This window comes from Bradyrhizobium sp. LMTR 3, from assembly GCF_001693485.1.
Lineage (GTDB): Bacteria > Pseudomonadota > Alphaproteobacteria > Rhizobiales > Xanthobacteraceae > Bradyrhizobium.
The window spans coordinates 92,912-106,937 of record NZ_MAXC01000051.1; the positions used below are offsets into that span (position 1 = coordinate 92,912).

Genomic DNA, 14,026 nt, shown 5'->3' on the forward strand with positions numbered 1-14,026 from the left:
AAGGGCAATCCAGTTCGTCGCGCCGCGAGAACAATAGTTCACCGCCAAAGCTCCATAAGAGAAGCGCCTACGCCGCCTCGACGAAGCGATGCCGCTCGTAGAGGAATTCGAGCACGCGCTGCCGGCACTTGAGGTAGCCGGGGTTGGTCGCGAGCTCGAGCCGCTTGCGCGGACGCGCCAGCGGCACTTCCAGCACCTCGCCGATCCGCGCGCTCGGCCCGTTGGTCATCATCACGATGCGGTCCGACAGCAGCACGGCTTCGTCTACGTCGTGGGTGATCATCAAGATGGTGTTGCCGAGCTTCTGGTGCAGCGCCATCACCGAGTCCTGCAGATGCGCACGCGTCAGTGCGTCAAGCGCGCCGAACGGCTCGTCGAGCAAAAGAACTTTCGGCTCCATCGCCAGCGCACGGGCGATGCCGACGCGCTGCTTCATGCCACCTGAAATTTCCGACGGGCGCTTGTCCTTGGCGTGCGCCATCTGCACCAGGTTGAGATTGTGCATCACCCAGGCGTCACGTTCGGCGCGGCTCTTGGTCGACGAAAACACCTTGTCGACGCCGAGCTTGACGTTTTCGTACACCGTCAGCCACGGCAGCAGGCTGTGGTTCTGAAACACCACCGCGCGATCCGGTCCCGGCGAATTGACCTCGCGGTTCTCCAGCAGCACCCCACCATTTGTGGCGCCGGTGAGGCCGGCGACGATGTTGAGCAGCGTGGACTTGCCACAGCCGGAATGGCCGATGATCGAGACGTATTCGCCCTTCTCGATCGTCAGGCTGATGTCCTTCAGCACTTCTGTCGTGGCGTTGCCGCGGGTGAACGTCTTGTCGATATGGTCGAGCTTCAGATAGGCCTGCATGACTTGATCCTTCAGTTCAGCGCGGTGCCGCGGGTTACGACGTTCGCCAGTCCCGCGATCAGGCGGTCGAGCACGAAGCCGATGATGCCGACATAGAACAGCGCGAGGATGATTTCGCTGATGTGCGAGGAATTCCAGGCGTCCCAGATGAAGAAGCCGATGCCGACGCCGCCGATCAGCATTTCCGCGGCCACGATCGCCAGCCACGACAGGCCGATGCCGATGCGAAGGCCCGTGAAGATGTAGGGCGCCGCCGCCGGAATCATGATCTTGGAGAAGAACTCCAATGGATTGAGCTGCACGACGGCTGCGACGTTCCGGTAATCCTGCGGGATGTTGCGGATGCCGACCGCGGTGTTGATGATGATCGGCCAGACCGAAGTGATGAAGATGACGAAGATCGCCGACGGCTGTCCATCACGGAACGCGGCCAGCGACAGCGGCAGCCAGGCCAGCGGCGGAATGGTGCGCAGCACCTGGAAGAGCGGATCGAGCCCGCGCATCGCCCACACCGATTGCCCGACCAGCGTGCCGAGCGCGATACCGACGATCGCGGCAATCGAATAGCCATACGCGACGCGCTGCAGCGAGGCGGACAGGTGCCAGAACAGGCCCTTGTCGATTCCGCCGTTGTCGAAGAACGGATCGAAGATCAGCTCCTTGGTATCCTTGAAGACGCGCGAAGGCGGCGGCAGGGTCGATCCGGTGCGGCGGCAGACCAGCTCCCAGAACAACATCAGGAGCGCAAGCACGATCAGCGGCGGCACGACGCGCACCGCGATCTCCTTGCTCATCTTGACGTATTTCTCGGCACGCGGCGCCGGCTTCGGCGTCATCATCACCACCGGCGCCGCAGAGGTCGGAATGGCCACGGCGGTGGCTTCGGATTTGATCGCAGGCATCGACATTGAAGTTGTATCTCCGTGTTTCAATGAGCGGGCCGCCCGCAGTTGCGCGCGGCCCGGGCTTGATCAGACTTCAACACGCTTGATCGACAGCGACTTCAGGTATGCAGCCGGGTTTTCCGGATCGAACACCTTGCCGTCGAAAAAGGTCTCCTTGCCGCGCGAAGTCGAGGCTGGAATGTCGGAAGCCGCGACGCCGAGCGTCTTGGCGGCATCGCGCCACATATCTTCGCGGTTGACCTTGCCGATCAGCGCCTTGGTGTCGAAGCCTGCATCAAATTTGCCCCAGCGGATGTCCTCGGTGAGGAACCAGAGATCGTGGCTCTGGAACGGATAGGACGCGTGGTCGCGCCAGTACTTCATGATGTGCGGCGAGTTCTCGACGACCTTGCCGGGGATGCCGTAGTCGAACTTGCCCGCCGAACGGTCATAAACGTCGTCGACAGGGCAATTCATCCACTGCCGCTTGCCCATGATGGTGGCGAGCTCTTTCTTGTTCTCGGCCTTGTCAGACCATTGCTGCGCCTCCATCACAGCCATCAGGATTGCCTTGGCGGCTTTTGGGTATTTGTCGACCCAGGCAGCGCGCATACCCAATGACTTTTCGGGGTGCTTGGCCCAGATTTCTCCTGTCGTGACGGCGGTGTAGCCGATCTTCTGATTGATCAATTGCAGGTTCCACGGCTCGCCGACGCAGAAGCAATCCATGGTGCCGACCTTCATGTTGGCGACCATTTGCGGCGGCGGCACCACGATGGTTTCGATATCCTTGTCGGGATCGATGCCGCCGGCAGCGAGCCAGTAGCGGAGCCAGAGATCGTGGGTCCCGCCGGGGAAAGTCATCGCGGCCTTGATCGACTTGCCGGCAGCCTTCTTCTTCTCAAGCGCAACCTTGAACGGCGCGGTGTCGACGCCGAGCTTGAGGTCGGCATATTCGTTGGAAACGGAGATGCACTGGCTGTCGAGATTGAGCCGCGCCAGGATGTACATCGGCGTCGGCACGTTGTTCTGCGTCACCTTGCCGGCCGAAATCAGATACGGCATCGGCGTCAGGATATGCGCGCCATCGATGCCGTTGCCTTCCGAGCCGAGCACGAGATTGTCGCGGGTGGTACCCCACGACGCCTGCTTGGCGACCTCGACGTCGGGCATGCCGTGCTTGGCGAAAAATCCTTTGTCCTTGGCAACGAACAATGGCCCCGCGTCGCTCAGCGCAATGAACCCGAGCGTCGCCTTGGTCACTTCCGGACCCGCGCCTTGCGCAAACGCGCCGGCGGGGAAGTTCAGCTTGGCGGCGGCGAGCAGTGCTGCCGTGCCGCCGGTCGCCTTCAGGAGCTGGCGGCGGCTGAAACCGCGGCGCGAGGTCGGATGGGTAGGCTTCGTCATGGGTAGTGCGCTCCTTTGCGTGTGAATGGGGCCCTCCGTTTCGTGTCGCCGCGCGAGACGCATAAGGGCGCGCGCCGGGGATGCCCGGACGTGCGGCGTCACAATTCGGATAAGTGGTCTCAAGGGACGGCGACAATGGCGTCGGCACTAGCTATTCAAGCTTTGTGCCAAGCCTTCCGCACTGCAAAAAGACTATTAATATCAGTATATTGACAGATACCTGCCGTATAAATAGGCGACGGTCAGGAACCAGTCATCGCATCCTAAACTTGCGATTCGCTCAATCTTTGTGCGACGCACAAGAATTGAGCAAGCTGTGCAACCCTGCCTTACGCGCCCTCTGCGGCCTTCGCCATCATCGGTTTCGGCGCGCTTCCCTCGCCTGGCTTCATGCGGAATTCGTAGGTCATCAGGTGCCACGGCTCGCCCGCGGGCTTGCCATCCGGCATCGTTGGATCGGTACGCTTCTCGATTCTGGCGACCAGTTCGTCCTTGACCCCGAACACCACGTCGGAATCGAGGTATTTGTCGCCGTCGATGAAGACGTGGGTGATCAGCGGCTGATAGCCGGGCGCATCGACCAGGAAATGCACGTGGGCCGGCCGCATCGGGTGACGGCCGGTCTGCACGATCATCTCGCCCACCGGGCCGTCGGTCGGAATCGGGTAACTGCACGGCAGGATGGTGCGGAAGAAGAACCTTCCATCGGCATCGGTAATGAAACGCGCCCGCGACGACGGCCCTTCAGTCGCATAGGCCGGCTTCTGGGAATCATAGAAGCCGTCATCGTCGGCATGCCAGATGTCCACCGGCACGCCGGCCAGCGGCTTGCCCTCGAGGTCGGTGACGCAGCTCTGCACGAACATCCGCTCGCCGGGTAGCGTCGCCGAGATATCGGTGCCGTGCGGCGTCACCTTGTGCTCGCCGACATAGAACGGGCCGAGCACCGTGGTCTCGGTGGCGCCCTCGCGCTCCCGGTGGTTCACGGCATCGACCAGCATCGACACGCCGAGCACGTCGGACAGCAGAATGAACTCCTGCCGGATCGGGGTGCACTTCTGGCCGGTCCGCGTTAGAAAATCGATCGCATATTCCCATTCCTCGAAGGTGAGGTCAGTCTTGCGGACATAGTCGTGGAGGGACTTCACCAGTTCCTGCAGCAGGAATTTGGCGCGCGTATCAGTCGTATTGTCGAAGCTGCGGATGACGGCGGCGGTCAGTTCGGTCTCGTTGAATTGGCGCATTTTTGCTGTCCTGCGGGGATATGCGATGGCTGGAGTCAGCCTATATCACCCTTCCAGCCCGCATAAGCACGGCCCGTTGGAACAGGGGACACTTTTCGGCTATCAAGGCCACAGTCGCCAGCCGGAGATGCCGATGTTAGCCCCCGCCTCCCCAGAATCCGCCGGAATGTCCAAGGCGGCCCTCGATCGCCTCGAAAATCATCTGAAGCAGCGCTACATCGATGCCGGCCGCTTCCCGGGGACGCAGCTTCTGATCTATCGCCGCGGCAAGGTCGTCCATTCGTCCGTGCAGGGCTTTGCCGATCTCGAGCGCAAGGTGCCGGTCAAGGACGACACGATCTTCCGCATCTATTCGATGACCAAGCCGCTCACGAGCGTCGCCTTCATGATGCTGGTCGAGGAAGGCCGCGTCGCGCTCGACGAGCCCGTTCACAAATACATTCCGGGATGGAAGAACCTCGGCGTGTTCGTGGCCGGTACGCACCCGGCCTTCCTGACCCGGCCGCCGTCACGGCCGATGCTGATCGTGGATCTGTTGCGGCACACCTCCGGCCTGACATACGGCTTCCAGCAACGCAGCAACGTCGATGCGGCCTATCGCGAGAACAAGATCGGCGAAGTCATCAAGGCCGGCACGCTGCAAGGCATGATCGACGACCTCGCAAAAATTCCGCTGGAATTTTCGCCGGGCGAGGCCTGGAATTACTCCGTCGCCACGGACGTGATCGGCTATCTCATTGGTTTGATCAGCGGCAAGCCGTTCGAGCAGTTTCTGAAGGAGCGTATCCTCGATCCGCTCGGGATGAAGGATACAGACTTCTTCGTGCCCAAGGACAGGGCGCATCGGTTCGCGGCGTGTTATTCGGCCGACCCGCAGGGCGGCATGACGTTCCACGCCACGGAGCGCAAGGGCACGCTGACGCTGCAGGACGACCCGGCGACGAGTTCATTCCTGTCGCCGCCCTCCTTCATCTCCGGCGGCGGCGGCCTGTGCTCGACCACGGCCGACTATCTCACCTTCTGCCGGGCGCTGCTCAATGGCGGCGAGCTCGGCGGTATCAGATTGTTAGGTCCGAAGACGCTGAAGCTGATGATTTCCAACCATCTGCCCGGCGGGGTCGATCTGCCGGCGATGTCGCGGTCGCTGTTCTCGGAAGCGGCCTATAACGGCATCGGCTTCGGGCTCGGCTTCGCCGTCACCATGAACCCGGCGCAGACCTTGATTGCCGGCAGTTCCGGCGAGTTCAACTGGGGCGGTGCGGCGACGACGTCGTTCTTCATCGACCCGGTGGAAGAACTGATCACGATCTTCATGACTCAGGTGCTGCCGTCGAGCGCCTATCCCTTGCGTCGCGAGCTGCGCACCATGGTGTATGCCGCGATCACCGACAGCAATCTCTGAGGTCGGCGGCGGGGCCACGCGGCGGAACCCGGCCGCTTCTCCAGTCGGCTGAATATCTTACCTTATCCTCTTATTATTCTTGGCGAAATTCGGCGGCTTCTCCTATGCTTGCCCCCGATTGGGCGCCGATCCGGGGCTTGCGTTGCCGAAGCTTTCATTGCCAGTGCGTCTTGCCCTTCTGGTCGCGGGAACCACGCTGCCGTTGATTGTTTTCGCGGCCGGCATCGTTTTCAACCATTACAAGCAGGACCGCCAGAACGCGACGCAACGGGTCCTTGAAACGGTTCGCAGCATTCGCCTCGTGCTCGACTCGGAGATGCAGCGGATCACCGGCGCACTCCAGGTGCTGTCGCTGACAAACGCACTGCGCGACGGGGATTTCGAGGCATTCCGCCGCATTTGCCAGGGCTTCCTCGACCAGTATGGCGAAGGTGGCGTCGTGCTGGTGGCGAACCGCGAAGGTCGCCAGTTGTTCTCCTCGCTGACGACCGATACGACAAACCTGCCATTGCGCAACAACCTCGCCCTGGTCGGGAGGGTATTCGCGGAAAAGAAGCCGGTCTATTCCAACCTGTTCTTTGGGGCGGTCAAGAAACGCTTGATCGTAACGGTCGAAGTGCCCGTCATCGTCGATGGCGAAGTACTCTACGACATTTCTTTCAGTCCACCGATCGAGATTTTCCAGGCCATGGTCGAGCAGCAGCGGCCGAGCAAGGACTGGACGATCTCGATCTTCGACGGCGAAGGCACCAATTTCGCGCGCGTGCCTAACCCACAGGATACTGTCGGTAAGCGTGCATCGCCCTCGCTCTATGCGGAGATGTTCAACAATCCGGAAGCCACCCTGCCGACGGTATCGCTCGAGGGCGTGCGGCTGATTACGAGCTTTACCCGCTCCTCGCTCACCGGCTGGACCGTTGCCGCCGGCGTGGCCGAAAGCTCGCTGGTCGCGCCGCTCTGGCGCAACCTCGCGATCACGAGCGTAATGGGTGCCGTGCTGCTGATGGTCGGGCTCGCCTTCGCGGTGCGGATGGCAACCCAGATCGCCCGCGGCGAGATGCTCCACAATCTCCTGATCGAGGAGCTCAACCATCGCGTCAAGAATACGCTCGCGGTCCTGCAGTCGATCGCCACCCAGACCTTCCGCAGCGCGAGCCGGGCGGAGCGCGAGAAGTTCGAGGGAAGGCTCGGCGCGCTGGCGGAGGCGCATAACTTGCTCAGCCAGGAGAAGTGGCAGGGCGCGGTGCTGCGGGAAGTGATTGCGAGGGTGCTGCAGCCCTACCTGCTCAACAATCCGGAGCGGGTGCGGATGTTCGGACCGCGGGTGCCGCTGTCGCCGCGGCTCGCCGTGGTGCTGTCGATGATCGTGCACGAGATCGCAACCAATGCCGCTAAATACGGCGCGCTATCGAACGATACCGGGACCGTCGCGGTGGATTGGGAAATCCTCGAAGAAAGCGACGGGCGCAAGTTGCGGTTGATCTGGACCGAGGCAGGCGGCCCGCCCGTCACGGCACCGGTGCAGCGCGGCTTCGGCTCGCGGCTGATCGAGCGCAGCGCACGCGACCAGCTCGGCGGCGAGGCAACCGTCGACTTTCTGCCGCGCGGCGTCGTCTACACGGTAAGCTGTGCACTCGACAGGGAAGAATAGCTATTTAAGCATCTCCGGCACGATCAGGCGTGGCAGGAATAGCGAGACGCTCGGCCAGATGATGACGGCGACCAATACCAGCAGCATCGGTATCAGCATGATCAACGTGTCTTTCAGCGCGTAGCGCAGCCGCACGCCCGCGATCGAGCAGGCGATCATCAGGCACAGGCCATAGGGCGGCGTCACCAGTCCGAACGCCAGCGACACGATCGAGATGATCGCAAACTGAACAGGGTGCAGGTCGACCGACCTCGCCAACGGCTCCAGCACGGTGCCGACAATCACGATCGCCGGAATGGCGTCGAGGAAACAGCCTACGACCAGGAAGCAGAACGCGATGAAGAAGCCGGCCGCGACCGCGCCCATGCCCCAGGTCGAAACGTTGGCCAGGAGCTCCTGCGGTATCTTGTAATAGGCCAGCAGCCAGCCGAACGCGCTCGCGGTGCCGATGCAGAACAGCGCGACGCCTGCCAGGCGCCCGGTATCGAGCAGCGCCTTGTAGAGTTCGCGCGGGCCGGTTTCGCGGTAAAAGAACGCCGACAGCACCACGGAATAGAGCACGGCGATGCAGGCGGATTCAGTGGCGGTGAACCATCCGAGCAGGATGCCGCCGACGATGATGAACGGCGTCATCAGCGCCGGTATCGATCGCCAGATGGCGTAGCCGATGTCGGTCCAACTCGATTTCGGGTAGGTCGGATAGCCGCGGCGCACCGCGTAGACATGCACGGTGGCCATCTGGGCGCCCGCGATCAACAGGCCGGGGACGATGCCGGCCAGATACATCGCTGCGATCGAGGTCGAGATCAATCCGCCCCAGACGATCATCAGGATCGAGGGCGGGATGATGACGGCGAGCACCGCTGTTACGGCGGTGATGGCGATCGAAAACGAGAGGTCGTAACCTTCCTTGGTCTGGGCATCGATGAATATCTTGGACTGGCTCGCGGCGTCGGCGGTGGAAGAGCCGGAAATGCCGGCAAAGAACACCGACAGCACGACGTTGATCTGCGCCAGCGAGCCCGGCCAATGCCCGACCATCGAGCGCGACAACGCCACCAGGCGGTCGGTGATGCCGCCGATGCCCATCAGGTTGGCGGTCAAGAGGAAGAAGGGCACGGCGAGCAGGATGAACGAGTTGTAGGCGTTGAAGGTCTCCTGCGCGAGCGACATCATCGACAAGCGGGGCTCGATGAGCAGGATCGGTACGCAGGCAAGACCCAGCGCAAACGCTACCGGCACGCGCACGATGAGCAGGCCAACGAAAACGCCGAACAGGACCAGTGCGGCCTCTCCGGCAGAAAGTACATTACCGTTCATCGGCTCGCCCCGACCAGAATTTTCAATTCGTCGATGATCTGTTCGCCTGCAAAGACGATCCACGTCACACCCGCCACGGGCCATGCGACATGAATCATCCAGAGCGGTAGATCGGCCAGTTCCGACGTTCGGTTCCAGGCGAACCGCGTGAATTCCAGGCCAGCCCAAACGAATACCAGCGCCATCGCCAGCACGCCGAGACGCGAGACGATCCGCACCGCGGCTTCCGCCCGCCGCGACAGAGTGGGCCAGACGTCGACCTCGAAATGCTGCGCCTCCCTGATTCCGACCATGGCGCCGATCATGATGGTCCAGATGAACAGGAAGCGCGCCATCTCCTCGGTCCAGATGTAGGACGGAATGAACGGCGTATAGCGCGAGATGACCTGCAGGGTGACCGGAACGACCAGAATGCCGACACATGCGGCGAGCAGGATTTCGAGTAATTTCGCATAGACCGCCGTCGCTCGTCGCCATAGCGACGGGTTCGGCGGCATCGGTATTTCAGTCATCATGGCTCCGGAAGGTAACGATCACGGAAGTGGGGCAAGCCGCATGGCTTGCCCCACCTCCTGTCGCTCGGCGCGACAAATATCAGGCGACGTTGATCTTCTCGAAGATGGCTTCGGCGCCGATTTCCTTGGCATAGGTGGCCATCACGGGATCGGCGAGCTTCTTCATGGCATCGCGCTCCTCGAACGGAACGCGCTTGAGCTTGCCGGCCTTTTCCAGCGTATCGAGCTTGACGACCTCCTCGCTCGACTCGAGCTGGCGGCCATAATCGCCGGCTTCCTTGCCGGCCTTCATGATCGCGTCCTGCAGATCCTTCGGCAGGGTCTTCAACGTCTTCACCGAGAAGCAGATCGGCCGGATCGATACTGCGTGCTGCGTCAGATTGAGGTGCGGGGCAACTTCGTAGAACTTCATCGCCTCGACGCCGGCGGCCTCGTTTTCGCCCGCCGAGATCACGCCGTTCTGGATGGCGTTGTAGACCTCGTTGTAAGCGATCACCGTCGGGCTCATGCCGACGGCTGCAAACGTCTTCGACCAGATCGGAGCGCCCTGCACGCGCACCTTGAGGCCTTTGAGATCGGCGAGATTCTTGAGCGGCTTGTTGGCGAAGATGTTGCGAATGCCGCCGCCCGCATAGCCGATCAGGACGACCTCCGCCTTGGTCGCGATTTCGTCGGCCACAGGTGCCAGAATATTCTTTTCGACCACCTTATTCATGTGCTCGATGCCCTTGAACACAAAGGGAGCATCGATGAACGGAGCCGCCTTGGCGAAGGTCGACATGTGGGCCGGCGAGACGATGCCGTAATCGACCGCCTTGCCCTGCGACATGTACTCGAAATACTGCTTCTCGAGACCGAGCGACGAGTTCTTGTGCAGCGTGAAGTTGACCGGCTTGCCGTAGTACTTCTTCACCAGCTCTTCGAACCTGGTCAGCGCCTTGGTGAAGGCGTGATCGTCGTTGAACTGCACCGCCCCGTTGAGGGTAACGGGCGCCTGTGCCCTGACGATCGATGGCATGCCCAGGACGCCGGCCGCAGCCGTCGCACCAAGGCCCGCAAGTAGGGTTCTTCGTTTCATAGCTTCCTCCCCAGTAACGCCCGTCCCTTGTAAGCGGGACTTTGGGCTGGCCGACGACGCGGCCACTACCGCAAAGCGTATGCAAAACGGTGCGGCTGTGGAAGCCAATTTAAGTAGTACCCCAGGCCAATAAGCCGCAGACGGCCAGGCCGGTGATTGCAGCCATTTTGGGCAAATCCCGGCTCGAGCCGAGCCTTGCGTCCCCCAGCGCCAAGAGCCGTAAAGCGCCCGACACAGCTTCGTGGCATGGGCGTCGCTGCGCGACATCGATCGATCCGTGGATGCCGCTGGCGCGGTGCAACCGACACGCCGCAAATATTGCGCGATGTCGGATCCGGCCCGTCCCGCGTGCAAGGCGTTCCCGTTCGAACGACGCTGCGCCAGATCTATTTGCAGGATTCCGATAGCGCGGCGAGCACGCGGCTTGCTGCTATTTCCCAGCACGCCGGATCCGAAAGCGGAGCTGAACTCTGCTGCATTTTGTCAGGCATCAGTGTCGGCGGAAAATTTTAGCAACAACCGCCGATGCGCTGCGAGCGACTTCATGATCGACCCGCAACCCCCGTAGAAATCCGGTACGTGATCGGGTCACAGTAAGCATGCCGGCCAAAATCTGTGTCCATTGAACTCGCGGTGGTTGTGGTTTGTCGAATATTTTGCCAAATGTAATGGGCGGGGTTTTGTCAACACGCCCCGGGCGCCGACAGCTTTAGGTAGTTGGCGGCGCCGGTATCAGGATGCTTCCAATGCGCAAAAGCGTTTGGCTACCATCCCGCAATCTCTCAGGAATTCCGTGGTTCCCTATACCAACTCACGGACCGGACTGACTTTAACGCGGTACATATGGATGAACCCCTGACCTACTTTTTGCCAGGGTTTCCCGATTGAAGGACGGTAAAACCAGAATGAACAGCAGATCAGCAGCGAAAAAGATGAAACAGCGCAGCGCCGGCAAACCCGATATCGAATTGGGCAAGCGGATTCGCCTGCGGCGTGTGGAACAGAAAATCTCACAAGCGGAGCTCGGCGATAAGCTCGGCGTCAGCTTCCAGCAGGTTCAGAAGTACGAGAAGGGCGTCAATCGTGTCGGCGCGGCTCGTCTTCAGCAAATCGCTACCGCGCTCGACGTGCCGGTGACGTTCTTCTACGACGGCGACGGCAAGGCGCGCGAAGTCGAGAGCCTGCTCTTCCTGGACAGCGCGTTCAGCCTCAGGCTGTTGCGTGCCTACAGCAAGATCAAGGACCAGACTGTACAGCGTCAGTTGGTGTCTTTGATGGAATCGATCGCCGCCAACGAGGGCTAGGCATTATCGCGCCTGGATCGCAGCACCGCGGACCCGTTCAAACGCGCGAGAAATCGCCGGGTAGCCTGTTGCTGCGCTGGGCCAAATCTTGAGCTGGCCGGGACCATACCGTGCGACGCCATCAGGATGGGGATGGCGGAGTCCGGATGCACCGCAGCGAAAAGCCGACGCGGCAGGTCTTCGACGACTACCGCCGGTTCGACCATCAACAACGACTGCATCACCGTCACGCCGATATTCCCTCACACGCAATACGCGTGAGCCCGCTCCTGCCCTGACGACCTCACCCCATTGCCCGGCGCCCTCTGCTGGTCGCACGTGCAAAGGCGGCAATTGACCTCGGCGCGACGCTTGTCCGACAATGGACCAAGCCTCACGAGTGAAAGCCGCAACCGATGCTCGACATCGCCAAAACTGCCGAAATATCCCGTGCCGACGGCAAGATCCTGCAAAGCGTCAGCGATGGCGTCGGCGTCATCACCTTCAACAATCCCGACAAGCGCAATGCGATGTCGCTCGAAATGTGGGAAGGCCTGGGCCACGCGCTGACCGAACTGCGCGACGACGCGGACGTGCGCGTCGTGATCCTGGTCGGCGCCGGCGACAAAGCCTTCGTCTCGGGCGCCGACATCAGCCAGTTCGAAAAGACTCGCCATAATGCGGCGGCGTCGGAAGAATATTCCAAGCGGAGCGAGGCGCAACGCGCGCTGCTCGCAAGTTACCCCAAGCCGACGATTGCCTGCATTCGCGGCTTCTGTCTCGGCGGCGGCATGCAGGTCGCGATGCTCACGGACATCCGTATCGCCTCCGACAACAGCCAGTTCGGCATTCCAGCCGCCAAGCTCGGCATCGCCTATGGCTATGACGGCCTGCGCCACCTCGTCTCGCTGGTCGGCCCATCCTGGGCGCGGCTCATCATGTACACGGGCATGCGGATTGAGGCTGCGGAAGCGTTGCGGATCGGATTGGTCGATCGTGTGCTGCCGGACGCGGAGTTGTGGGACGCCACCATGGAGATAGCGCGCACCATCTCCGGCAACGCGCCGCTCGCCATCAAGGCCGCCAAGATCACCATCGCCGAGGTGCTGAAGGACGAAAGCAAGCGCGACATGGAGGCGATCAAGGCGATCGGCCGCACCTGCATGGATTCGGAGGATTTCCGCGAAGGCCGAACGGCTTTCATGGAAAAGCGCAAGCCGCAGTTCAAGGGAAAGTAACGCCCTGCGAGCGGGCCGATCAGCGAAGGTCCATCCGCGTCAGCCGGCTTACAACGCCGCCAGCACCGTCTTCGTGATATCCGCCGTGCCGTTATTGCCGCCGAACTCCATCGGTTTGATTCCGCCCGCATAGGCCTTGTCGACCGCGCGCTCGATGCGTTCACCGGCTTCGGCGGCGCTTTCCAGCCCGTGCTTGTCGGCGAGCCAGTCCAGCATCATCGCCGCCGACAAGATCATCGCGGTAGGATTGGCCTTGCCCTGTCCCATGATGTCGGGCGCGGTGCCGTGGCACGGCTGGAACACGGCGTAGCGGTCGCCGATATCGGCCGAGGGTGCCATGCCTAGCCCGCCGATCAGGCCGGCGGCGAGGTCGGAGAGAATGTCGCCGAACATGTTCTCCGTCACCATGACGTCGAAATCCCAGGGACGCTTCACCATCATCAGCGAGCAGGCATCGACATAGAGCCGGTCGGACTTCACGCCGGGATGGCGCTTGGCCGCCTCATCAAACATCTCGCGAAAGAACGCGAACGCCCTGAATACGTTTGCCTTGTCGACGCAGGTCAGGCCGCCATTCGTCTTCCCACGCGCCTTGCGGCGTTCGGCGAGGCGGAACGAGAATTCGAACAGCCGTTCCGAGGTCTTGCGGGTGATGACGAGCGTCTCGCGCGCCTCGGTGTCCGTGACGACGCCCTTGCCCATCGAGGCGAACAGGCCCTCGGTCGATTCCCGGATCAGCACGAGGTCGATGCCGCGCTGGTCGGCGCCGGCGATCGGGCTTGGCACGCCCGGGATCAGCCGCGCTGGGCGAACGCCGGCATAGAGATCGAAATGGAAGCGCAGTTCGATCTGCGGAGCGATCTCGGTGTTGTCAGGGTAGCGCACCGACGGCAGGCCGCAGGCGCCGAGCAGGATGGCGTCCGCCTCCTCGCACAGCCGCACGGTGCTGTCGGGCATCGACCTGCCGGTCGCGAGATAATTGTTGGCGCCGGCCGGCGCCTCGGTGAAGCGAAACTTCAGCTCGCTCGTCGCCTCGATCTTGCGCAGGACTTCCAGCGCCGGCGCCATCACTTCAGGGCCGATGCCATCGCCGCCGAGCACGGCGATGTGGAGAGCGTTATTCGCGGACATGGGGGTTCCTT

12 protein-coding genes are annotated in these 14,026 nt (G+C 61.9%); 4 read left to right on the forward strand and 8 right to left on the reverse strand.

The genetic code is table 11. The annotated features are described in order from the left end of the window. Positions 1-67: 67 nt before the first annotated feature. The 4 genes from LMTR3_RS30795 to LMTR3_RS30810 form a co-directional block, all read right to left on the reverse strand. Positions 68-862 (reverse strand): ABC transporter ATP-binding protein, encoded by a 795-nt coding sequence (locus LMTR3_RS30795; protein ID WP_065748727.1) that lies wholly within the window; start codon positions 860-862, stop codon positions 68-70. 11 nt (positions 863-873) lie between these two features. Next, positions 874-1,770 (reverse strand): nitrate ABC transporter permease, encoded by an 897-nt coding sequence (ntrB, locus tag LMTR3_RS30800; RefSeq protein WP_065748728.1) that lies wholly within the window; start codon positions 1,768-1,770, stop codon positions 874-876. 63 nt (positions 1,771-1,833) lie between these two features. Further along, positions 1,834-3,153, reverse strand: a complete 1,320-nt coding sequence (locus LMTR3_RS30805; RefSeq protein ID WP_065748729.1) for a CmpA/NrtA family ABC transporter substrate-binding protein — start codon at positions 3,151-3,153, stop codon at positions 1,834-1,836. A 329-nt stretch (positions 3,154-3,482) separates the two neighbouring features. Continuing rightward, positions 3,483-4,397, reverse strand: a complete 915-nt coding sequence (locus LMTR3_RS30810) for an intradiol ring-cleavage dioxygenase (RefSeq protein ID WP_065748730.1) — start codon at positions 4,395-4,397, stop codon at positions 3,483-3,485. 127 nt (positions 4,398-4,524) lie between these two features. On the opposite strand from LMTR3_RS30810, the gene LMTR3_RS30815 reads away from it, so the two are divergent. Together LMTR3_RS30815 and LMTR3_RS30820 are read left to right on the forward strand one after the other, a co-directional pair. Beyond that, a complete protein-coding gene (locus LMTR3_RS30815; RefSeq protein ID WP_502686684.1) occupies positions 4,525-5,799 on the forward strand; it encodes a serine hydrolase domain-containing protein in 1,275 nt (424 codons plus the stop codon). Positions 5,800-5,941: 142 nt separating this feature from the next. Beyond that, entirely contained in the window at positions 5,942-7,450 is a 1,509-nt protein-coding gene (locus LMTR3_RS30820) for a sensor histidine kinase (RefSeq protein ID WP_065748983.1), read from the forward strand. Here LMTR3_RS30820 and LMTR3_RS30825 read toward each other — a convergent pair whose 3' ends face one another. The 3 genes from LMTR3_RS30825 to LMTR3_RS30835 all read right to left on the reverse strand — a co-directional run bounded on the left by LMTR3_RS30825 (position 7,451) and on the right by LMTR3_RS30835 (position 10,363). Further along, on the reverse strand, positions 7,451-8,770 hold the full coding sequence (locus tag LMTR3_RS30825) for a TRAP transporter large permease (protein ID WP_065748731.1): 1,320 nt from the start codon (positions 8,768-8,770) through the stop codon (positions 7,451-7,453). After that, a complete protein-coding gene (locus LMTR3_RS30830; protein WP_065748984.1) occupies positions 8,767-9,282 on the reverse strand; it encodes a TRAP transporter small permease in 516 nt (171 codons plus the stop codon). The genes LMTR3_RS30825 and LMTR3_RS30830 overlap by 4 nt, the downstream gene beginning before the upstream one ends. Positions 9,283-9,364: 82 nt before the next feature. After that, positions 9,365-10,363, reverse strand: coding sequence for a TRAP transporter substrate-binding protein (locus tag LMTR3_RS30835; protein ID WP_057843173.1), 999 nt, complete (start codon positions 10,361-10,363; stop codon positions 9,365-9,367). Positions 10,364-11,295: 932 nt separating this feature from the next. Between LMTR3_RS30835 and LMTR3_RS30845 the strand changes: the two genes are divergently transcribed. Further along, the gene (locus LMTR3_RS30845; protein WP_035726633.1) at positions 11,296-11,667 is read left to right on the forward strand and encodes a helix-turn-helix domain-containing protein; all 372 of its coding nucleotides are present in this window, start codon (positions 11,296-11,298) and stop codon (positions 11,665-11,667) included. A gap of 395 nt (positions 11,668-12,062) precedes the next feature. Then, positions 12,063-12,884, forward strand: a complete 822-nt coding sequence (locus tag LMTR3_RS30855; protein ID WP_065748734.1) for an enoyl-CoA hydratase — start codon at positions 12,063-12,065, stop codon at positions 12,882-12,884. Positions 12,885-12,932: 48 nt separating this feature from the next. Here LMTR3_RS30855 and LMTR3_RS30860 read toward each other — a convergent pair whose 3' ends face one another. Further along, entirely contained in the window at positions 12,933-14,015 is a 1,083-nt protein-coding gene (locus LMTR3_RS30860) for an isocitrate/isopropylmalate dehydrogenase family protein (RefSeq protein WP_065748735.1), read from the reverse strand. Between the last annotated feature and the right edge of the window lie 11 nt (positions 14,016-14,026).

Excerpts from the sequence above, each read along its gene's own strand:
- LMTR3_RS30810 (WP_065748730.1), bottom strand. The coding sequence starts at position 4,397 with ATGCGCCAATTCAACGAGACCGAACTGACCGCCGCCGTCATCCGCAGC.
- LMTR3_RS30855 (WP_065748734.1), top strand. The coding sequence starts at position 12,063 with ATGCTCGACATCGCCAAAACTGCCGAAATATCCCGTGCCGACGGCAAG.
- LMTR3_RS30830 (WP_065748984.1), bottom strand. The coding sequence starts at position 9,282 with ATGACTGAAATACCGATGCCGCCGAACCCGTCGCTATGGCGACGAGCG.
- ntrB (WP_065748728.1), bottom strand. The coding sequence starts at position 1,770 with ATGTCGATGCCTGCGATCAAATCCGAAGCCACCGCCGTGGCCATTCCG.
- LMTR3_RS30795 (WP_065748727.1), bottom strand. The coding sequence starts at position 862 with ATGCAGGCCTATCTGAAGCTCGACCATATCGACAAGACGTTCACCCGC.
- LMTR3_RS30805 (WP_065748729.1), bottom strand. The coding sequence starts at position 3,153 with ATGACGAAGCCTACCCATCCGACCTCGCGCCGCGGTTTCAGCCGCCGC.
- LMTR3_RS30845 (WP_035726633.1), top strand. The coding sequence starts at position 11,296 with ATGAAACAGCGCAGCGCCGGCAAACCCGATATCGAATTGGGCAAGCGG.
- LMTR3_RS30835 (WP_057843173.1), bottom strand. The coding sequence starts at position 10,363 with ATGAAACGAAGAACCCTACTTGCGGGCCTTGGTGCGACGGCTGCGGCC.
- LMTR3_RS30860 (WP_065748735.1), bottom strand. The coding sequence starts at position 14,015 with ATGTCCGCGAATAACGCTCTCCACATCGCCGTGCTCGGCGGCGATGGC.
- LMTR3_RS30815 (WP_502686684.1), top strand. The coding sequence starts at position 4,525 with ATGCCGATGTTAGCCCCCGCCTCCCCAGAATCCGCCGGAATGTCCAAG.
- LMTR3_RS30825 (WP_065748731.1), bottom strand. The coding sequence starts at position 8,770 with ATGAACGGTAATGTACTTTCTGCCGGAGAGGCCGCACTGGTCCTGTTC.